The 21,757-nt window shown below is 40.1% G+C and carries 19 protein-coding genes; 2 read left to right on the top strand and 17 right to left on the bottom strand.

The annotated features are described in order from the left end of the window. Nucleotides 1–27: 27 nt before the first annotated feature. Nucleotides 28–1,455 carry a helix-turn-helix domain-containing protein gene (locus DSY56_RS07115; RefSeq protein ID WP_112444700.1) on the bottom strand — a complete coding sequence of 476 codons (1,428 nt, stop codon included), beginning with the start codon at nt 1,453–1,455 and terminating at the stop codon, nt 28–30. A 164-nt stretch (nt 1,456–1,619) separates the two neighbouring features. Between DSY56_RS07115 and hslO the strand changes: the two genes are divergently transcribed. After that, the gene (gene hslO / locus DSY56_RS07110; protein WP_112444698.1) at nt 1,620–2,492 is read left to right on the top strand and encodes an Hsp33 family molecular chaperone HslO; all 873 of its coding nucleotides are present in this window, start codon (nt 1,620–1,622) and stop codon (nt 2,490–2,492) included. Next, the gene (dusB, locus tag DSY56_RS07105) at nt 2,479–3,459 is read left to right on the top strand and encodes a tRNA dihydrouridine synthase DusB (protein WP_000183308.1); all 981 of its coding nucleotides are present in this window, start codon (nt 2,479–2,481) and stop codon (nt 3,457–3,459) included. The genes hslO and dusB overlap by 14 nt, the downstream gene beginning before the upstream one ends. A gap of 77 nt (nt 3,460–3,536) precedes the next feature. On the opposite strand, the gene DSY56_RS07100 is transcribed toward dusB, so the two are convergent. From DSY56_RS07100 to DSY56_RS07015, 16 genes are all read right to left on the bottom strand, one after another. Beyond that, entirely contained in the window at nt 3,537–5,981 is a 2,445-nt protein-coding gene (locus DSY56_RS07100; protein WP_112444696.1) for an RICH domain-containing protein, read from the bottom strand. A 76-nt stretch (nt 5,982–6,057) separates the two neighbouring features. After that, the gene (locus DSY56_RS07095; protein WP_112444694.1) at nt 6,058–6,585 is read right to left on the bottom strand and encodes an isoprenylcysteine carboxyl methyltransferase family protein; all 528 of its coding nucleotides are present in this window, start codon (nt 6,583–6,585) and stop codon (nt 6,058–6,060) included. Between the two features lie 167 nt (nt 6,586–6,752). Next, a complete protein-coding gene (locus DSY56_RS07090) occupies nt 6,753–8,096 on the bottom strand; it encodes a HAMP domain-containing sensor histidine kinase (protein ID WP_112444692.1) in 1,344 nt (447 codons plus the stop codon). Further along, nucleotides 8,093–8,746: a two-component system response regulator RR06 gene (gene rr06, locus DSY56_RS07085; RefSeq protein ID WP_050112022.1), complete on the bottom strand. Its 654-nt coding sequence runs from the start codon at nt 8,744–8,746 to the stop codon at nt 8,093–8,095. The genes DSY56_RS07090 and rr06 overlap by 4 nt, the downstream gene beginning before the upstream one ends. A 523-nt stretch (nt 8,747–9,269) precedes the next feature. After that, nucleotides 9,270–11,702 carry an ATP-dependent Clp protease ATP-binding subunit gene (locus DSY56_RS07070; RefSeq protein WP_112444686.1) on the bottom strand — a complete coding sequence of 811 codons (2,433 nt, stop codon included), beginning with the start codon at nt 11,700–11,702 and terminating at the stop codon, nt 9,270–9,272. 1 nt (nt 11,703) lies between these two features. After that, nucleotides 11,704–12,162 carry a CtsR family transcriptional regulator gene (locus DSY56_RS07065; protein WP_112444684.1) on the bottom strand — a complete coding sequence of 153 codons (459 nt, stop codon included), beginning with the start codon at nt 12,160–12,162 and terminating at the stop codon, nt 11,704–11,706. A 118-nt stretch (nt 12,163–12,280) separates the two neighbouring features. Beyond that, on the bottom strand, nt 12,281–13,009 hold the full coding sequence (locus DSY56_RS07060) for an ABC transporter ATP-binding protein (RefSeq protein WP_000136220.1): 729 nt from the start codon (nt 13,007–13,009) through the stop codon (nt 12,281–12,283). Next, the gene (locus DSY56_RS07055; protein ID WP_112444682.1) at nt 13,009–14,016 is read right to left on the bottom strand and encodes an ABC transporter substrate-binding protein; all 1,008 of its coding nucleotides are present in this window, start codon (nt 14,014–14,016) and stop codon (nt 13,009–13,011) included. Before DSY56_RS07055 ends, DSY56_RS07060 begins: the two co-directional genes overlap by 1 nt. A gap of 38 nt (nt 14,017–14,054) precedes the next feature. Further along, on the bottom strand, nt 14,055–14,813 hold the full coding sequence (locus tag DSY56_RS07050) for an ABC transporter permease (RefSeq protein WP_166736901.1): 759 nt from the start codon (nt 14,811–14,813) through the stop codon (nt 14,055–14,057). Further along, complete coding sequence (locus DSY56_RS07045; RefSeq protein ID WP_049513323.1) at nt 14,776–15,066, bottom strand: thiamine-binding protein; 291 nt, start codon at nt 15,064–15,066, stop codon at nt 14,776–14,778. Before DSY56_RS07045 ends, DSY56_RS07050 begins: the two co-directional genes overlap by 38 nt. Before the next feature lie 253 nt (nt 15,067–15,319). Further along, nucleotides 15,320–16,438, bottom strand: a complete 1,119-nt coding sequence (gene cbpD, locus DSY56_RS07040) for a choline binding-anchored murein hydrolase CbpD (RefSeq protein ID WP_112444678.1) — start codon at nt 16,436–16,438, stop codon at nt 15,320–15,322. An 87-nt stretch (nt 16,439–16,525) separates the two neighbouring features. Beyond that, nucleotides 16,526–16,792, bottom strand: coding sequence for a Veg family protein (locus tag DSY56_RS07035; protein WP_000128619.1), 267 nt, complete (start codon nt 16,790–16,792; stop codon nt 16,526–16,528). 1 nt (nt 16,793) lies between these two features. Continuing rightward, nucleotides 16,794–18,146, bottom strand: a complete 1,353-nt coding sequence (gene dnaB / locus DSY56_RS07030; protein WP_112444677.1) for a replicative DNA helicase — start codon at nt 18,144–18,146, stop codon at nt 16,794–16,796. 43 nt (nt 18,147–18,189) lie between these two features. Then, nucleotides 18,190–18,642 carry a 50S ribosomal protein L9 gene (rplI, locus tag DSY56_RS07025; RefSeq protein WP_000864214.1) on the bottom strand — a complete coding sequence of 151 codons (453 nt, stop codon included), beginning with the start codon at nt 18,640–18,642 and terminating at the stop codon, nt 18,190–18,192. Continuing rightward, the gene (locus tag DSY56_RS07020) at nt 18,639–20,612 is read right to left on the bottom strand and encodes a DHH family phosphoesterase (protein WP_112444676.1); all 1,974 of its coding nucleotides are present in this window, start codon (nt 20,610–20,612) and stop codon (nt 18,639–18,641) included. Before DSY56_RS07020 ends, rplI begins: the two co-directional genes overlap by 4 nt. A gap of 203 nt (nt 20,613–20,815) precedes the next feature. Beyond that, nucleotides 20,816–21,754, bottom strand: a complete 939-nt coding sequence (locus DSY56_RS07015) for a DUF561 domain-containing protein (RefSeq protein WP_050242825.1) — start codon at nt 21,752–21,754, stop codon at nt 20,816–20,818. Between the last annotated feature and the right edge of the window lie 3 nt (nt 21,755–21,757).

The following is a 21,757-nucleotide window of genomic DNA, read 5'->3' as shown; positions in this document are numbered from 1 at the left end:
CAAAAAGACCTGGAACCACCAAGCCTTTTAGGTAAACAATAACTGACGAATCCCTGCCAAATCTTCCATATCCAAGTCGTTTTTTAAATAATAAACTGGGGTCTGTTCCTTCTTATGAATAGGGTTATTGGTAACCAGCAAATCATAATGCCGAGTTCGGTCATAGTCTTCAATGGTGATAAAACGATTGTATTCCAAATACCGTTTTAAAATGGCTGCCATCCTTGAAAAGACAAGAAAACCAGATGTCAAATCCAGACCAATCCGCATATGCTGGCCACCATTTTCAGCCATATATTCGATTAACTGGAGCCATTCCCAGAGAATCTTCTTATCCAAATCCGTCCCCTGCTGAAAGGCAGGTAGAGCATGAAAAATCTCCTCTGCCGTTCCCCTAAAATCATGTTCCATCAGGAAATATGGATGACGATTCTCTAACTGATACTTGTAGCGGTCCTGTAAGATATAACCCTTATAGAGATAGACTTGAGCACAAAGCTGACTGAGTTCATAGGTGACATGGTCCTCTGTATAACCGCCCAGCAACTCCTCTTTCTTCATTTCTTGAATCAATTGCGTCAGTAAATCTGCCAACTGCCCTCCAAAACCAAGGATATATTCCATTGTATGAAGAGGAAGAATGCGATGGGATAGGAGGAAAGAGAAGAAAATCATCATCTCACCATCCTCAGTTCCTAGGGGAAGGTGTTGCCCAGCAAAAAAGGACGGAGCCTTTCTAAGCAAACGAAGGTAGAAAATATTGTCAAAATACCCTCGCATTTTTTCTTCTATGACTTGGAACTGACAGGCATTAACCCGAAGACGTTGTTGACTGATATGAGCCCAGAGAACCAAGTCCAACTTCTGCCCCGAAGACAAACTTGCACCGCAGATCTCTTCTAAACTGGCAATCTCCTGTTTTCTCTCTGGTTTCTGCATGTGACCTTCCCACTCCTGACTGGACCAGACCTTGCGAAAAAGACAGAAATAGAAATAGCGAATCTGATGCTCTGGACCTCGCCAACGTCCATTTTGGATAGATAAGTCAAATTCTGACAAAATCTGATTTAAGCTAGCTAAGTGGCGACCAAGCGTAGCCTCACTAATCATCAATTCTTGAGCCAGCTGATGAGCTAAAAACTGTTGGTGGTAGAGAAGATAGACCAAAATCTGGTATTTAACAGCATTCTCCAAAAACAAGCTCCGAATATCTCTCCCCTTGGTAGCTGCACCAATCGACAAACGCAGATTTTCATCTTGTAAGTGGATTGTCAGCTCTAAATCACTGTCCAAAGCCTTGTCATTGAGCAGGGTGACATATTTGGTTAGGGTTGCTTTTGAAAATCCTGTTTCCTCCATTACAGCCTTGACGGTCGTCTGAGACTCTTGTAATAGAAAGGAAAGGATTGAAAATTGGCCAGATTCGGCCTTTTCCATCAAATCTCCTAAATACATTTGTTACCCCTTTCATTTTCTATCTTAAGCATAGCATAAATCTTACAAATGCTGAAATAATCTGTTTCTCTTTTTATTTTCATGCTGATTTCTTGGTCCATTATCCTGAAAATCAGTAAACACACGGCTCCCCCTTTGGGCATTTTTATGCTAAAATAGTAGCTATGGATAAAATTATTAAAACTATATCAGAAAGCGGAGCCTTTCGTGCTTTTGTCCTTGATAGCACAGAAACCGTCCGCACTGCTCAAGAAAAACACAAAACCCAAGCTAGCTCAACTGTAGCGCTTGGTCGAACTCTTATCGCTAGCCAGATTCTCGCAGCCAATGAAAAAGGAAATACCAAACTAACAGTTAAGGTGCTGGGTTCTAGCTCTCTAGGGGCTATTATCACCGTCGCTGATACCAAGGGGAACGTCAAAGGTTACGTTCAAAATCCTGGTGTTGACATCAAAAAGACTGCAACTGGTGAAGTCCTAGTCGGACCTTTTGTTGGAAATGGTCAATTTCTCGTTATCACAGACTACGGCATTGGAAATCCTTATACTTCCTTGACCCCACTCATCTCTGGAGAGATTGGAGAAGACCTTGCTTTCTACCTGACTGAAAGCCAACAAACCCCTTCAGCAGTCGGTCTCAATGTCCTTTTGGACGAGGAAGATGAGGTCAAGGTTGCAGGTGGTTTCCTAGTTCAAGTCTTGCCGGGAGCCAAGGAAGAAGAGATTGCTCGCTTTGAAAAACGCATCCAAGAAATGCCAGCTATCTCGACCCTTCTCGAAAGTGAAGACCATATCGAAGCCCTCCTCAAGGCTATCTACGGTGACGAGGCCTACAAGCGTCTTTCTGAAGAAGAAATTCGTTTCCAATGTGACTGTAGCCATGAACGCTTTATGAACGCTCTTGCTAGCCTTCCAAGCTCAGACTTACAGGAAATGAAAGAGGAAGACCACGGAGCAGAAATCACTTGTCAATTCTGCCAAACTACTTACAACTTTGATGAAAACGACCTGGAGGAACTCATTCGTGACAAATCTTAATACACCTTTTATGATTGGTAATGTTGAGATTCCCAATCGTACCGTTTTAGCACCCATGGCTGGCGTGACAAACTCAGCCTTTCGTACTATTGCAAAAGAGCTCGGAGCTGGACTCGTTGTCATGGAAATGGTCTCTGACAAGGGAATCCAATACAACAACGAAAAAACCCTGCACATGCTTCATATCGATGAAGGCGAAAACCCTGTTTCTATCCAACTTTTTGGTAGTGATGAAGACAGCCTAGCACGCGCAGCAGAATTCATCCAAGAAAACACCAAAACCGATATCGTCGATATCAACATGGGCTGCCCAGTTAATAAAATCGTGAAGAACGAAGCTGGCGCTATGTGGCTCAAGGATCCAGATAAGATTTACTCTATCATCAACAAGGTCCAATCTGTCCTTGATATTCCACTTACTGTCAAAATGCGTACCGGCTGGGCTGACCCATCTCTCGCAGTAGAAAATGCCCTCGCTGCTGAAGCAGCAGGTGTTTCTGCCCTTGCTATGCATGGCCGTACCCGTGAGCAAATGTATACAGGTCACGCAGACCTTGAGACTCTCCATAAAGTTGCTCAAGCTTTGACCAAGATTCCATTCATCGCCAACGGTGACATTCGTACGGTCCAAGAAGCCAAACAACGCATCGAAGAAGTCGGTGCTGACGCAGTCATGATTGGCCGAGCTGCTATGGGAAATCCTTACCTCTTCAACCAAATCAACCACTACTTTGAAACAGGAGAGATCCTCCCTGATTTGACCTTTGAAGACAAGATGAAAATCGCCTACGAACATTTGAAACGCTTAATTAACCTCAAAGGAGAAAACGTCGCAGTTCGTGAATTCCGCGGCCTCGCTCCTCACTACCTCCGTGGAACATCTGGTGCTGCCAAACTCCGTGGAGCCATTTCACAAGCTAGCACTCTAGCAGAGATTGAGGCTCTTTTGCAATTGGATAAAGCTTAATAGACCAAAACCCGTAACTCTCTTAAAGTTTACGGGTTTTTCTTGGATTTATATAAGCAATCAATGTCTATATGAAATTAGTCATTCTCCGTCTTTTTTCCTTTTAATAGATAAACACCTACTAGAGATATTAGACCTAAGAATTCCATAAGCAACGTTGACATTGTTCCAGTTGATGGGAGTGCTTGCTTATCTTTTTTATCTGAATTTGAACGATTTTCACTCATTTGATTTGCTTTATCAGCAAGAAGAACCATTTCCTTATCATCAGATTGAGTTTTTCCTTCCCTATTTTCCTCTGGCTCAGTAGCCATTTGTTTTTTAGGAAGTGTTTTAATCGCAAACAAGCTGAAATGACTCGTTTTGAAAACGACTTGCCCATTTTCAACTGTTGATGGGAGCAACTCCAACTCTCCATTTTCTTTCACATGGTAAACTTGAATCTCAGACTCAATATTACCAATTGCAAGACGAACTACTCTCTCTCCATTGACATGGGTTTCTTTTCCATCTTTTAAAAGGGAAATATCAAATATGCGCACTGCTCCTTGCCCTGTTTGACGGATAACATTATCAATCATTTCTTTTGTTGTTACCTCTTTAAGATTGACAGAGTCTGCTTCTGTAGCAGTTTCAAACATAACAGTAATCTTGGTATTTCCATTTTGAGTTGTAAATACCTTTTGAACAGTAGATGTCGGTTGAGATGAGAGAGTAGGAGAAAGACTGTTAGATCTTGTAGGAGATGAAGAATTTGTCTCGTTTCCTGATGGTTTACTTGGGGTAGATGGTTCTACTTCTTGCTCTTTTTCTGGAGATTTTGGTTTAGTGGAAGCACTAGAACTTCCTGAAGAGCTAGTGGAACCGGAGTGACTTCCTGTGGTTGAACCTGATGGGTTCTGCTCTTTTTCAGCAGGTTTGCTTGGAGCAGGTCGCTCTGGTTTTTCTGGAGATTTTGGTTTAGTGGAAGCACTAGAACTTCCTGAAGAGCTGGTGGAACCGGAGTGACTTCCTGCAGTGCTTCCTGATGGATTCTGCTCCTTTTCCGCAGGTTTGCTTGGAGTAGGTTCCTCTGGTTTTTCTGGAGATTTTGGTTTAGTGGAAGCACTAGAACTTCCTGAAGAGCTGGTGGAACCGGAGTGACTTCCTGCAGTGCTTCCTGACGGGGTCTGCTCTTTTTCAGCAGGTTTGCTTGGAGCAGGTTCTTCTGGTTTTTCTGGAGTTTCTGGTTTAGTGGAGGATCCTGAATTTGACGAAGAAGATAAGCCCTTTTTAAAGTTAGACAAAGCTTCATCTAGTTTTGATTGACTTTCTGTAACCAGATTCTGTAGTTGGGCTTTTTGGGTTGATTCATCTAATTTATGCAAATACGTTTTTTCAATATCTTTTAGCTTTTTAATTAGCTCTACAGTATTGATATGTTGCTCTTTTTCTAAATTTTTCTTGATATCATCCAATAAACCTGTTAGATGTTTAGTGACCGCTTCCTTTGCCTTATTTCGCTCTAAGCTGATTTCTCTATTTTGATGAGTAGCTATCAGTTCATCAATTGCCTGTTTAGATTTTTCTATCAGAGCTTTCAATTCTTCTTTACTCGAAGCACTCTCAAATTGCGTACTATATTCGGATAAAGTCTTTTGAGACGCCAACAAGAGGTCTCCAAACCAAAAAGCAGCTGGATTTAATTTTGTTAAACGACTTTTTCTATAATTATCCAAAGTTGTTTTAGCTGTTTCTTTAGCTTCTTTAAGATTTGTCTCCGTAGTTTTTTCAGTAGAAACTATATTTCCTCCTTGATTTTCTACTTTTGGTGGAGTTGGATTATTATGTTCTTTTCCAGAAGGTGAATCAGAATCTAATCCTTGATTCGCAGGCTTAGTCGTATCACCTCTACCATTAGAAGAATTAGAATTTCCTGATGGTTTACTTTGTTGATTTGATAAACTATTCTTAAAGTCCTCTACCAACTTATCTAGCTTATTTTTACCCTCTTGTTCTAACCTTTTTATAGCTTGGCTATCAATACCTTCATCAAATCTTCGTTTATATTCTTCTACAATATCCTTAGCTTCTTGAATAAGCTTGTCAAACTGAGGATCTTTTTCATCAACCAATTTTTCAAGTCCTATTAAAATCTGATCTAAATACTTAGGAAACTCAGTTTTAGCTTTTTCAACTACTTCATCATGTTCTTTATTACGTATTTCCAAACTTTCTTGATGAAAGTTATTCGCTATCTCATCTAGTACTGAATAGTCCATCTCCTGTTCAATCCGCTTTCTGTACTCAGCTTTTTTATCTTCAGGTAAAGCTGTCTCTCCCAACTCTTTTATCAACTGCTGTCTATATTCCTTCAACCTATCTTGCCCACTAGATGTAACCGTGGGGGTATTCCCACCACCAACCCCTTCTGCATGGACTACTCCTCCTAAGAACAGACTAGCAACCACTACACTAGCTACTCCAATACTAAATTTACGAATTGAATAACGTACTTTTCTTTCACTTTTTGATGCAAACATAATTATTTCCTCCAATATTTTTCTTAACACTACTATATCATTTCAATATGAACTGTATATGAATTGAATCTTGTATTTATCTCTTTATACTTCCATTTGGGATTATAACTTCATGTAATAACTTTTCCTCTTCAGCTATTCGTCGATACAAAATAACTGCATAAACTGGAAAAACTAAAACAAAAGTCATATAGGCATGACTCAGCAAGGTCAAGCCAATCAACTCAGGAAGGATATTTAAAAAGTAATTGGGATGTTTTACTGTCCTAAATAAGACATGATCCACAAACTTATGATTCGGTGCTAACATCAACTTGACTGTCCAAATATCCCCAAGCAGATGAATAACAAGTAGCAACATCAACATAGAAAATATCAGGAGCACCAAACCCACAACACTCATCATATTGAAAGACGGTCGATAGACTAGGGCTTCCATAAAACAAGCCAGATAAAAAACAATATGAACCAAGGTAAGACGTTTGGTATTTTTAATGCCAAATTCTCGCCCGCCATCCCTACGAAGCCGTTTTTCATTTTCAATTGATTTCTTTAGGAACAACAAGCGAATTAAAAATACACAGATAATGATTATTGCTATCATCACAATCCCCTTTCTTTACCACTACTGTAACATCTCTATGTTAACCCAATATGAATTGAAAAAGAAAAAGAACGAAAACTGATTCCGTTCTTTGATTTACTCTATCACTACCATTCAAACTATACTTCTTCAAATCATCCTCAAGTAAGAAAAGAGTCTTACTAAAGCTAACTATCTGGTAACAAGCAGATTTTAAATTCCATCCCTTGTTCATAAGGCAAGAAACTATAGGACATACGATGACTTTCTAAGATATTCTTAACAATATAAAGACCCAATCCTGATCCTGTTTCTCTGTCTGTTACAATTTGTGAATGGTAAAAAATATCAAATAAATGTTCTAACTCTTCCTGATTCAAAGGAGCACATGTATTCCTAATAGAAAGATAACCATCTTGCTCAGAAATAGTCACAATGCCAGATTGATCTGAGTACTTAATAGCATTACTGATAAGATTTGTCAAGACTTTATCCAAAGCCTTCAAGCTCATCCTTACTTTTGTATCAGTAGTCAACTGATTATCAATCACAAGATTTTTAGAAAATGCCAATTCCTGGTATCGAGACAAAACATCTGTCAAAACGGTATTTACCATTAAAATCTCACTGCACTCTGTCCATTCTTGAAATTTAGAAGATTCCAACACTTCCTCTAGCAAGAAACTCATCTGATCTATTTTATCAATACTCTTTTCAAGATACTTAGGATGATCCTTATAATCCCCCACATTGTATTGCATATTTTCTAAGATAATCCTGAGAGTAGCTAGAGGTGTCTTTAATTCATGCGATGCTCCACGGACAAAGGAAACCTTTTGATTTTGCAATTTTACAATTTGCTCATTGCGATTTTCCAACTCATGAATAACTTTCAACAAGTGCTCATACACATCATTAATCTGTTTTCCAACTTCACCAACTTCATCTTTTCTGCTTTCATCAAAACGAATATTGTCATCCAAATCTTGCATCTTACTAGTCACTTCTGAAATGTAAAAAAGAGGATTGAGCAAGCGTTTCGTATAAAAATAAGAAAAAACAAAGGAAAAAGCAATTGTAACCAAAAATGTATAGGGGAGATACAAAAGCAAAATATTCTTTGCTTCTTTGTAGATATCCACTCCCTGCACAAACTGCACCGTTACCTGTTTACCATCTGCTGTACTAACAGGCTTATCTAACATTACGATATAATTTGATAGCTCTCCATCTTTAATATCTAAGTCATGCACAAGAGGGAGCCGCTTATCTAAGATATCTCTTTTAAGGTGAGCAGATATAGTCAAGGACTTTGAATAAGACTGGAGTAAGCTTGGAATTTCATCAGCTGTCTTAGTCTTTAAATACTCCGTAAACACTCTTGCACTCTCATTAAACTTTTCCCCCTCCAATTGAATATAATAAAAAGGAAAGGTCAAATAAATAGCTATATGAATGACTAGACCAACACCACCTAGAATTGCAAAACTTCTTAAAAAAGACTTGGTTAATAATTTAGGATTTTTTATCATAAGCTAATCTTATACCCAACATTTTTCACAGTCACAATGCAATCTAAAGCTAATTTTTTGCGAAGAGTACGAATATAGACATCAACGACCCTATCACAAGGTAAATCAGCTACATCTTTTGAAATTTCTTCCAATATCTGCTCTCTACTTAAAACTTGATTTTTATGTTGAATCAAACACTTTAGTACCAATAATTCCTTTGGTTTGAGATCAATTTCTTCATTTTTATAATGTGCTTTGTAAGAGGTAAAATCCACTGTTGCATCCTGATATTGCCAAAGATCCTCTATGACGTAGTAACGTCTGATAAGCGCTTTAATACGCTTGGCAAGCAGTACCAAAGAAAAAGGCTTTGTCACATGATCATCAGCATAGAGATCAAATACCTGTGACTGAGTAGTTTCATCTCCTAGAGCACTCAAGACGATGACAGGAATATCGTGCTCTTGATTGATTTCTTTTAACACTTCAAAACCACTCTTCCTAGGCATCATTAAATCCAGTACCATGAGATGGATAGGGAGATCCTGAAATTTTTCCAAGGCCTCTTGTCCATCCTTAGCCATAATGACGTGATAACCCTCTTCTGTCAGAAATGCTGCAATTCCTTCTCTAATCATTTCCTCGTCATCTGCAACTAAAATGTTCATCTTTCTCCCTTTCTACTACCGGAACTTCACACATCTATTCCCTGTATGTTATTTGAAAATTTCCTACCAGCCTATCATCTATGATAATGGAATGGATTTCATTTATCCGCTACTTGTTGTCAACAACAACGTCAATACAAGAAAATCATTCATCTTGCAGCTTAGTTTGATTTTTCAAATACCAGCTAGAACGGATTTGACAGGCAAAAAAGAAACAGGTCTCTTTTGAAAGGATAAAAATTTCAGATAAGACTGCTCTTTTTCTACTACACACGCTCTAAGACAAATACGATGGAGGGTAATAAACATATGAATTTTGGGTTGAATAGTGAAAACCACGGATCCTTTAGAAGCTATAGGTTTTAGTTTCATACTCTTCGAAAATCTCTTCAAACCACGTCAGCTCTATCTGCAACCTCAAAACAGTGTTTTGAGCAACCTGCGGCTAGCTTCCTAATTTGCTCTTTGATTTTCATTAAGTATCACTCCACTATGAGTTATGGTCGCTGATACTTTTATTCTTTTATGCAATATCAAATTTTAACCGGCCTGCTTTAACACCAATCTTAAGTGTGCTACCTGCCTCTAATTCTCCCTTGAGAAGAAGTTCTGCCAACTTGTCCTCCACTTCTGTTTGCAGGATTCTGCGAAGTGGACGAGCTCCCATCTCTGGGTCATATCCTTGATTTGCCAACAATTTCAGTGCTGAAGCTTGTAATTTCAAATCAATGCCTTTTTCAGCCAAACTTGCCACTAAAGGTTTAACCATAATCTTCACCACTTCCTGCATATGGTCGCTAGACAGGCTATGGAAGACCACCTTTTCATCAATGCGGTTGATGAATTCCGGTCTATAAGCCTTTTTCAGCTCTTCGAACATGCGTTTTTCCATATTTTCCTGGTCAAAACGAATGTCCTTTGCCCCAAAACCAACTGTCTTGTCATCACGAAGGGCTGTCGCACCGAGGTTTGACGTCATAATGATAATAGTATTTGAAAAGTCAACCTTGCGTCCCTTACTATCGGTCAAGACACCATCATCCAAAACCTGCAAGAGAACATTAAAGATGTCTGGATGGGCCTTCTCTACCTCGTCAAAGAGGAGAACGGAGTATGGTTTGTTGCGAACCTTCTCTGTCAACTCCCCACCTTCTTCATAACCCACATAGCCCGGAGGAGCTCCATTGAGACGGCTGGCTGCGAATTTCTCCATATACTCACTCATATCAAAGCGGATAAGGGCTGATTCGTCATCAAAAAGAACTTCTGCTAGAGCCTTAGCCAATTCGGTCTTCCCGACACCTGTGGGTCCTAGGAACATAAAGGAACCAATCGGACGCTTGTGACTGCGAATCCCTGACTGGTTGCGGCGAATCGCACGGCTAATGCTTGAAACAGCTTGATCTTGACCAATGACACGTTTGTGTAGTTCAGCTTCCAAATTCAAGTATTTCTTCGCATCAGTCTGAGTCAGTTTTTGAACTGGAATACCTGATAAACGACTCAAGGTGGTCAAAATATCAGACTCTGTCACCAAGTCTTTGTAAACAAGCACTTCCTCTTCTTTTGCAATTAGCTGAGCTGCCTGTTTCCACTTACCATCCATCAAGGCCTTGTCAGCTGGACTCAAACCTGAATCGTCTGCTTTTACATGCTTTGCCTTATTTTGCACTGTTGCTGCTGCCTCATCCAAGAGATCGATAGCAGAGTCTGGCAAGTGACGACTAGTCAAGTAACGATAAGCCATCTTAACCGCTGTTTCAACCGCTTCATCTGTGATTTGCACACGGTGATGTTTCTCATAAGTCGCCTTCAAGCCTTGCAAAATGGTCATGCTGTCTGCTACACTTGGCTCTTCAATCGTTACTTTAGCGAAACGACGAGAAAGGGCAGCATCTTTTTCGATATGTTTTTGGTATTCTTCCTGAGTAGTCGCACCAACCGTTCTCAAAGTTCCACGGGCCAAGGCTGGTTTCAAGATATTGGCCGCATCCAGAGTTGAGTCAATCCCGCTTCCAGAACCCATGATGGTGTGGAGTTCGTCGATAAAGAGGATGACTTGGCCATCTTCTTCAATATCCTTGATGATATTATTCATACGTTCTTCAAAGTCACCACGGAAACGTGTACCTGCAACGACATTCATCAAATCCAGCTCTAACACGCGCATCTTGGCCATTTCAGCTGGTACATCGCAACTAGCAATACGCTGGGCAAGTCCAAACGCCAGAGCTGTTTTCCCGACACCAGCATCCCCAACCAAGACAGGGTTGTTCTTAGTCTTCCGGCTCAAGATTTGAATCATACGCGAGATTTCCTTATCCCGACCGATGACTGGTTCTAACTTGCCAGAACGCGCTTGCTCTGTCAAATCATGCGTATAGTCCTCGAGACCACCACTCGGAGTCTGGGGCATGCCCATCATATTGGCCATAGAATTTTGCTTGTCAGCCACTGTACGATGGCGTTGGCGTAGAGCCTTGAGGTCTTCACGAGTCCAGCCTGCACGTTCTTCTAAATTTCGACGAAGGGCAGCAATCTTGACCTGATCTTTCTTGTCTTCATAAGAAAAACCAGCCCTCTCCAAGATACGAGTCGCCAAGGCATTGCCATCATGCAAAATCGCATAGAGGACGTGCTCTGTCCCTAGCACCTTAGCATGGACCACTGACGCTACATACTCTGCTTCATCAAAAAGGACCTGCAAGCGATGGGAGAACGGCAATTCCGTAAAGGTTTCATCCTGGCTATAGTCCGTTTCAGTCAGTTCCAAAGCGACCTCTTCTAAACGGTCCATCTCATATGGATAATCATTTAAAGTCGCCCCTGCCACACTATAACTGTGATTGGACATGGCAATCAACAAGTGCCAAGACTCTAGATAATGAGCTCCAAAATGGCCAGCAACCATGTAGGCACTTTCGATACATTCATTCAATGCTTTTGAATAGTTCATCTTACTTCCCTTTTCTATCTACCTCTTGTATGACCTGTCGTAGCATGTTTGCTCGAACAACTGGAGCTTCTTCTCCTAGAACACGATCCAAAGCTACTGATACTAGCAAATTCATCTCCTGCTTGGTCATCAATTCCTGCTCAACCAAAAGCTGTAGAATATCCTCATAAATTTCTTGACTGACCTGCTCACCAATTGAGTAAAGCAGCTCCCTGAGCATTTCATGATGACTAGAAAACTCAATCCGTCCTATACGAATATAGCCTCCGCCACCACGCTTACTTTCAACCAAGTAGCCTCTACTTTCGGTAAAGCGTGTCTTGATCACATAGTTAATCTGACTAGGGACAACCTGAAAGGTATCAGCCAACTGACTCCGTTGCAACTCCACAATACCAGATTGATCTAAAATCGCCTTGATGTAGGCCTCAATATGATCCGATGTATTTTTAAATCTCATTACAAACCCACCTCTCTCTTTAAACCTTGACTATCTTTGACTATTATACCGAAATTTTCTTATTTTTAAAAGAAAAAGGGCGTTGGTAAAGGATAATCTTCACCAACTCCCTATTTTTCTACTTATCTAAGCCTAATTCTGCCAAGATTTGACGTTTGTAGGCAATCTTTTGGACTTCCTTGTCCTCATCTTCAGACCAATCTAGTTTAATTTCTGAAACAATCTGCCCAGGGCGATTTTTCAAGATATAGATGCGGTCGCTGAGACTGAGGGCCTCCTCGATACTATGCGTGATAATCAGGGTCGTCAGCTGCAACTGCTTGTGAATCTCAAGGTACCAAGCGTGGAGTTCCATCTTGGTCATCTCATCCAAGGCGCTAAAGGCCTCATCTAAGAGAAAGAGCTTGTGCCCGAAAAGGTAGGTTCGGAGTAAGGCTACACGCTGGCGCATCCCACCACTAAGTTCATGAGGGTATTTATCTCTTACAGCTGTCAACTGGAAGGTCGCAAGAATTTCATCTGCGCGGGCAATGGCTTCCGCCTTATCCACCTTTTGAATCAAGAGGGGCAGAATAATATTACCAAGCACCGTCTTATGCTCCAAGAGCAAATCCTTTTGCAACATATAACTCACGCGCCCCTTGGGATTTTCTTCACCATCAAGGACAATTCTCCCTGACTGAACTTCTAAAATCCCAGCGATTAGGTTAAAGAGGGTGGTCTTCCCTACACCACTTGGACCTAGAATGGAAACCACTTCACCTGAAGTTACCTGTAGGTTGATATCCTCTAAAATCCTCTCCTGACCATAGGCATAACTGACGTGTTCTAGTCTTATTTCTGTCATTATTTCACAAATTCGTTGGTGAAGCCTTTGTCTGTCAAGTCTTCTTTGAGGATACCATTTTCTTTATCCCATTTGTAGAAGGCATTCCAGCGAGCTGCATCAAATTGACCCCATTTTTCCTTGTCGCTTGCGTATTCTTTTGACAAGTATTTTTGAGATTCGATGACAAAGTCACGTTTTTCTTTGAGCTCAGGAGCATTCTTGATGAGAATATCTGCAGCTTCTTCTGGATGCTCCATAGCGTATTGGTAGCCTTTTTTGATGGCTTGGATGACTTTACGAGCTTCTTCTTTATTATCTTTCAGATAGTCGTTGTTTGCGATGATAACTGGTGAGTAGTAGTCAAATTCTTTAACGTAGTCTTTCAAGTACATGAAATTAGCATCTACACCTTGAGATTTGGCAAGGATACCATCCCATCCATAGTAGATCCAAGCAGCATCAAAGACGCCATTGGCAATCGGTGTGATCGAGTTTGAGTCGTTGTTTGGTACTTTTTCGACCTTCTCAAAATCTCCGCCTTGTGATTCTACCAAGGTTTTCAACATAGCAAGTTCAGTTGGGTCATTCCAAGTTCCGTATTTCTTACCAACCAAGTCCTTTGGACTAGCTACATTATCAGATTTTCGAGAGATAATTCCAGATGTATTGTGTTCTACGATAGCTGCAACGGCAGTAATTCCTGCCCCTTTTTCCAATTTTTTAGCCATGTAGTCTTGGAAATAAACTGCAAATGGTGCCTTTCCGTTGATAACCAAGTCAGAAGAACTTTCTTCTGGTGGCAATTTCAAATCAACATCCACTCCAGCTTCTTTGAAATAACCTTTTTCCTTGGCAACATAAAGCCCTGTGTGGTTGGTATTTGGTGTCCAGTCTAGGATAAAGTCAACCTTCTTAAGTTCTGCTTCTTTGTTGTCCTTAGAAGCAGTTCCTTGACCACAGGCCACAAGCACAACAGCTACAAGAGCTGTTACAAGCGTTAAAAACACTTTCCATGTTTTCTTCATTTTGATTTCCTCTTTTCTTTTTCAGAAACATTCTTATTCTACGAACGTTTCCATTTAATAACATATTTTTCACTAATATCGACCAACTTCATACCCAGAAGACTGATAATCGATACCAGAATAATAATAGCAAACATGGTATCATACTGAAACAGTTTCTTGGACTGAATCATGTAGACACCTAGTCCTTCAAATCCTCCCAACCACTCAGATACCACGGTTGTGATAAAGGCATAGGAGACACTGACCCTCAGACCTGCATAAAAGTAAGGCAGACTGACTGGAATTTTAAAATGCCACAGGATTTGCCAAGGCTTGGCCCGCATCAGACTAAACAAGGTCAACATATCCTTGTCACAATGCCTAAAACCGTCCAAAATACTAACGATGATAGGAAAAGTTGTCGTCAAAATAATCAAGACAATCTTGGGCAGAATCCCATAACCTAGCCACAAGACCAAGATAGGAGCTATAGCAATGGTCGGAATGGTCTGAACGACCACCATCATAGGGTAAATCAAGTCATTGAGCCAAGTCAAACTGTCCATGAGCACAGCCATGAGACAGGCAATCAAGACTCCCAAAATTAGACCTAGCAAAGCCACTCTCAAGGTCGCCCAGCTATGGTACCAGAGAAATTCTCTATCACGAACAAAGGCCTGAAGAATTTCAAAAGGTGTCGGCAGGATAAACTTGGGGAGAAGTTTAAGAAAACCTGCTAACTGCCAGATTGACAAGACCCCCAGAAAGCCCAATAGACTAATGTGTCGTCTCAGTATACTTTTCAAGTTTCTCATCAATACTTAAAATCTCTCCTACATTTATTTTGACATTGGCAAAGACATTATCTGCCTCCTGCCCTGCCACTTCCAGCGCTTCTTTGAGAATGCGCATGAGCTCATCAAACTCCCCTTCCAAGACCGTTTCAAATGGTGTCACCACTATGGTCACTTCTTGAGCTTGTAGATAAGCAATGACTTGATCGATAACAGCAATCCGATCAATCCCCTGTGCTAGGGGTAAAACTTGCAAGGCGATGCTTGCTTTCATAAAAACCTCCTCTTCTCGTTTTCCTTTGACAAAAAGAAAAACCTTTACCATATATGGAAAAGGTCAAGAATAGACTAAGTATCGTTCCCTCCGCTGGCATTACCCAGATCAGGTGCGGTCGAAGTTTAACACTTCCTCTCAGACTGTACACAGACTCCCATATATTATATGGATATATGATAGCGCAAATTAAGAAAAATGTCAAGGAAACTGCTTACAGAAAAGAGCAGGAAACATTTCCTACTCCAATTTTCTATACTCGTTCTCCATCACTGTTTACTCTGTAGCCATCCACCGCCGTATTAACAGCTAAGACACCTGAAGAGTAAGAATAATACCACTTACCAGAAACTTGATACCAGCCTGTTTTCATTGCCCCTGAACTATCCAGATAATACCACGAGCCATTTTCCTTTAACCAGCCTGTCTGCATTTCACCAGATGATTTCAAATAATACCAGCTAGAACCATCTTTCAACCATCCCGTTGATTTAGACCCATTTGATTTAAAATGATACCAACTACCATTTATTTTCTTCCAACCGACAGTCGATCCATTATTTGAGCTATAATTAGAGCTATTCCCTGATTGGTTCTGATAATTTTGTGAAGAAGTCACTCCCTCTAGCTGGATATAACGACGACTTCCGTTATAAGCTGTATAACTCAACCACTTGTATCCATCTTTTTCGAGAATTTGATCATAATGAACCTTCTCCCCAGGATAATAGTAATCAATCGCAGTTGCGCTAGCTAGTGGCTGATTTTTGATAGCAGACTTAGACTTGAAATAATGTGTTCCTCCTGTTGAAACTGAGGTTTGACTATTCCCAACACTGCCACCAGCTAAATCTTTAAAATGAATAAATCCTGTCATCGTATTTGCTTTTATAATTCGTTTATTATAGGCTTCTGTATAACCATAGTTATATTCCTCGATCTCAATCTGATCTCCCATTACATTTGACACCCAGGCAACATGCCCATAAGTTCCTGCAGTAGACCAAGCAATAGAGCCAATCGCTGGTCTATTATCGACACGATAACCTTCACGACGAGCACGATAGCCCCATTCATTCGCATTTCCATAAGCCCTTGGAATCTCAAAACCATTGACATTACTCAAACGAAAGGCTGCAAAAGAAGTACACTGACGAGAATACATGCGCCACTGATCAATCTCCTGGCTCCCATTTTTATAATAAACAGGATAATCATCTCCACGCGCAATCGATCCATTTCCTCCAGAATAGGCATATACACTATCACTCGCTGCTAACATCAATCCTACTACTAAAAAAGGAACAACCTTTTTAGCTGATTTTCTGAAAGAAAACCTTGTCTCTGTTACTTTAAACGGTAAAATTTTCATTCTTCCTCCTTGAAAATAATATAAATCGAAGATTACCTTCACTTAAACTATTCGGAGAAAAAAGAAAAAGTGAGAAAATTTCTCACTTTAGTCCAGATAATGAATTAGATTTTTTTCTGTAAGGATATCTGAGTAAGTAAAGGATTCAACGTAAACATTAGCCTGTTTATCTCCTTCCACATTCCCAAATTCCACAATAAATAGGGATGGATAAACTTCAATTAACTTACCCAATCTATTTTTTTGACGCTTACGCCCATTTTCCAAGGTCATTTCAATTACATGACCCTCATGTGCCTTGATTTCCTCTTTGATTTTTTTCATCTTAGCTACATCTGTAAATGCATCTGTCATTTTATGCCTCCCTTTTTGAGATACTTGAAAATTTATTGTATTCTTTTTGGAAAATCAATTCCACTGTTCCACGAGCTCCACTACGGTTTTTCTCGATAATAACTTCCACCTTATTATTTGGGATACCGTCCTCTTCTTCACCACCACGCTCATAGTAATCGTCACGATAGAGAAAAGCTACGATATCAGCATCTTGCTCAATAGACCCAGATTCACGAATATCAGACAAGACTGGTCTTTTATCCTGACGTTGTTCTACACCACGAGAAAGCTGACTTAGAGCAATTACTGGAACTTTCAGTTCTTTTGCTAGGATTTTCAACTGACGTGAAATTTCTGAAACTTCTTGTTGGCGGTTTTCTCGCCCAGTTCCCGTGATAAGCTGCAAGTAATCTATCAAAATCAAACCAAGATTACCCGTTTCTTGAGCAAGTTTGCGTGAGCGAGAACGAATTTCCGTGATTCGAATCCCTGGCGTATCATCGATATAGATACTCGCGTTGGCTAGATTCCCTTGAGCAATGGTATACTTTTGCCATTCCTCATCAGTCAATTGCCCCGTACGGATAGAATGGGATTCCACCAAACCTTCTGCCGCCAACATACGATCCACTAGACTTTCCGCACCCATTTCCAGTGAAAAAATAGCAACCGTTTTGTCCAACTTGGTCCCAATATTCTGAGCAATATTCAAGGCAAAGGCTGTCTTACCAACCGCCGGACGAGCTGCTAAGATAATCAACTCCTCCTCATGAAGACCAGTCGTCATATGATCTAAATCACGATAGCCTGTCGCAATACCTGTAATATCAGTCGTTTGCTGCGAGCGAGCTTCCAGATTTCCAAAGTTGATATTCAACACATCTCGAATGTTCTTAAATCCACTTCGATTAGCATTTTCACTGACATCAATCAGGCCTTTTTCTGCCTGAGCAATGATTTCATCAGCTGGTTGCGAAGCCTCGTAAGCTTGATTGACAGACTCTGTCAACTTGGAGATTAATCGCCGTAGCATTGCTTTTTCTGCAACAATCTTAGCATAGTACTCCGCATTAGCAGAAGTTGGCACAGAATTGACAATCTCAACCAAGTAAGACAAGCCACCAATATTCTGTAAATCACCTTGATTATCAAGAATGGTACGAACCGTTGTTGCATCTATAGCATCGCCACGATCGGATAAATCAACCATAGCTTGGAAAATCAAACGATGGGCATACTTAAAAAAGTCCCGAGACTCAATGTATTCTCGCACAAAAACAAGTTTACTCTCATCAATAAAGATAGCCCCCAAAACAGATTGCTCAGCTAAGATATCTTGAGGTTGTACTCGTAACTCTTCTACTTCTGCCATCAGACTTCCCTTCCTTTTACAATCTTGTCAAGAAGGTGTAAACTTATCCTTCTTTCACACGAAGATTGATTACACTTGTAATATCTTGATAGATTTTCACTGGTACATCGATTAAACCAACCGCTCGAATCGGAGCTTGTACTTGGATATGACGTTTATCAATCTTAATTCCAAATTGCTTTTGCAATTCTTCTGCAATCTTCTTATTGGTAATCGAACCAAAGGTACGACCATCTGGACCAACTTTTTCAACAAATTCTACAACAGTTTCTTCTGCTTCAAGTTGGGCTTTAATTGCTTTTGCTTCTGCAATCATTTCAGCGTGAGCTTTTTCTTCAGATTTTTGTTTACCACGAAGCTCACCTACCGCTTGAGCAGTCGCTTCTTTGGCTAGGTTCTTTTTGATAAGAAAGTTTTGCGCATACCCTGTTGGTACTTCCTTAATTTCGCCTTTTTTACCTTTTCCTTTAACATCTGCTAAAAAGATTACTTTCATTCTTCTTTCTCCTTTTCCTTTATTTCATTTAATACAATTTCTGTCAGTTTTTCACCTGCTTCTGACAAGGTTAAATCTTTAATTTGAGCTGCTGCCAAATTAAAGTGACCTCCACCGCCTAACTCTTCCATAATCCGTTGTACATTCAGCTTACTACGACTTCGAGCTGAGATGGAGATAAATCCTTGTGTATTCTTCGCAAGAACAAAACTCGCTTCAATACCTGACATAGCTAACATGGCATCTGCTGCCTTACTAATAACAACTGTATCATAGCATTTCGAGTCCTTAGCCTCTGCTATCAATACATCTGAACCTAATTTACGCCCCTGTAAAATCAGTTCATTGACCTCACGATATTCTTCAAAATCTGTCGCAGCGATTTCTTGGATAGCAATACTATCACTTCCGCGCGTTCTGAGATAGCTAGCAACATCAAATGTCCGACTAGTCACTCGTGAGGTGAAATTTTTAGTATCCAGCATCATACCAGCCATCAAGACACTGGCTTGCATACGACTCAAACGATTTTTCTTAGAATTCTGGAACTGAATCAATTCTGTTACTAACTCACTGGCACTGCTTGCACCACTTTCGATATAAGTGATAACTGCATTGTCTGGGAAATCCTGATCCCTTCGATGGTGGTCAATGACGATGGTTTGGGTAAATAAATCATAAAATTCTTTTGATAAAGTCAAAGCTGTCTTTGAATGGTCTACAAGAATCAACAAAGAACGATTGGTCACCATCGCCATTGCCTCCTTAACAGACAACAACTTCGTAACTCCTTCTTTTTCTAAGAATGAAACAGCTCGTTCAATATCTGGAGACATTTGTTCTTCATCATAAAGAGCATAGCTATTTTCAATCACATTGCTAGCGAACAACTGCATACCTACAGCAGAGCCCAAGGCATCCATATCTAAATTTCTATGCCCAACTACAAACACTTGATCCACACTACGAATCTTATCAGATATGGCTGTCATCATTGATCGAGTACGGGTACGAGTGCGCTTGATGGACGCAGCCGACCCACCGCCAAAGTAGACTGGATTTTTCGTTTCATCATTCTCCTTGACAACCACCTGGTCGCCACCACGTACTTCAGCCAAGTTCAAGTTGAGCAAAGCAACTTTCCCTATCTCATCATGATTTCCATCGCCATAAGAAAATCCCATACTTAAGGTCAAGGGCAACTGTCTCTGTTTCGACTCTTCTCTGAAAGCATCAATAACAGAAAATTTATCATTCATCAAGCCCTCAAGCACCGTGTAGTCAGTAAATAGATAAAATCGATCCATACTTACCCGACGAGAAAACATCATGTATTTTTCTGAAAACTCTGATATAAAATTAGCTACAAAACTATTGATTTGACTAATATCTGACTCAGAAGTTGCATCCTCCAAATCATCATAATTATCCACAGATACAATTCCAATCACTGGTCGGCTTGTTACTAATTCATCTGTTATGGCTTGCTCCCTGGATACATCTACAAAATACAAAACACCGGAAGAAGCATCCATATGAACAGCATAACGCTTCTCACCCAGCTTAGCATAAGTAGACGGATTTCCTACTGAAGCCTTGATAATCGTTTGAACAGCTTCCAAATCAAAATCACCATCTTCCTTGGTCAAAATCAATTCAGCATAGGGATTAAACCACTCAACCTCTCCAGAAGATAAATTCAATTTCATAACACCTACAGGCATCTGTTCCAATAGAGCTGTCAAACTTTCTTCCGCTTGGTGGTTTACATACTGTATCTGTTCTACATCACTCCTTGTATAATGCACTCTCAGTTTCTTAAATAAAAAAACATAGCCTCCTACAAAAAGAAACAAAATGAAAACCGTCAACAGATTATTATTAACAAAAATAATGAAAGTGGATAAGACTCCAAACGCAATCAATCCTACTAGAATAGGAAAAATTGGACTTACATAAAATTTTTTCATTCCAAACCTCTTGGCACCCATTATACCATAATAACCCTCAAAAAGCGACTTTTAAAGAAGTTTATGGCTATTAGCATTAACAGTTTAGCTGTGAGTTTATACATTCAGTCTCTATTTCTTCTTGATTTGAACATAAAAAATAGAGGAAGAAGTAGTCATCCTCTATTTTCTTCATTAACGATAGTTTCTTTAACTAAAAGAGACTATTCTCCAACTTCTATCTGAAGACCTTTCAATCTTTCTTGGGCTTGGCTTACAATAGACTCTATAATAAACTTACAAGGTTTGATTTCTTTGACTAACCCCGCAATCTGACCACTCATCATTGAACCATTTTCTGTATCTCCTTCATAAACCGCTTTAGAAAGAGATCCGATAGTAATTTCCTCTAATTCCTCACGGTTAGTTCCTTTTTGCTCTAATTCAATATAATGATCAGTCATGGCATTTCGGATGCAACGAACTGGTGCCCCAGCAATCCGTCCAGTAACAGCAGTTGCCGTGTCATTTGCCTCCAAAACTGCTTCTTTGTACTCTGTAGCAATCGGACACTCATCTGAAGCTAGAAAAACAGTTCCCATCTGCACACCTGCTGCTCCTAAAGCAATGGCTGCAGCTAGTCCTCTACCATCCGCAATTCCTCCTGCTGCGATAACAGGAATCGTAACAGCATCTACAATTTGCGGGATAAGAGCCATAGTGTTACTTTCTCCGATGTGACCACCTGCTTCTGAACCTTCTGCAATAACAGCATCAACTCCGAGTTCTTGCATTTTTTGAGCATGTTTCACACTAGCAATAACTGGAATAACCTTAATTCCAGCTTCCTTCAAATAAGGCATGACATGTTTTGGTGTTCCCGCCCCAGTTGTAACAACAGGCACTTTTTCTTCGATAATAACTGTAACAATATCTTTGATATTCTTCATCATCAACATAATATTGACACCAAAAGGCTTATCTGTCAACTTTCTTAACTCACGAATTTCTTCACGTAACTGTTCTCCAGTCATCCCACCAGAGGCAATAATTCCCAATCCCCCAGCTTCTGATACAGCTGCAGCTAATTGATAATGAGAAATTTGAGCCATAGCTCCTTGAAAAATTGGATATTTAATTTGTAAAAGTTTTGTAATAGACATGTG

Source organism: Streptococcus sp. 596553, assembly GCF_900411395.1.
GTDB classification, from domain to species: domain Bacteria; phylum Bacillota; class Bacilli; order Lactobacillales; family Streptococcaceae; genus Streptococcus; species Streptococcus mitis_BA.
The sequence above is the reverse complement of the archived record's forward strand: the minus strand, read 5'-3'. Positions and strand labels throughout refer to the sequence as shown.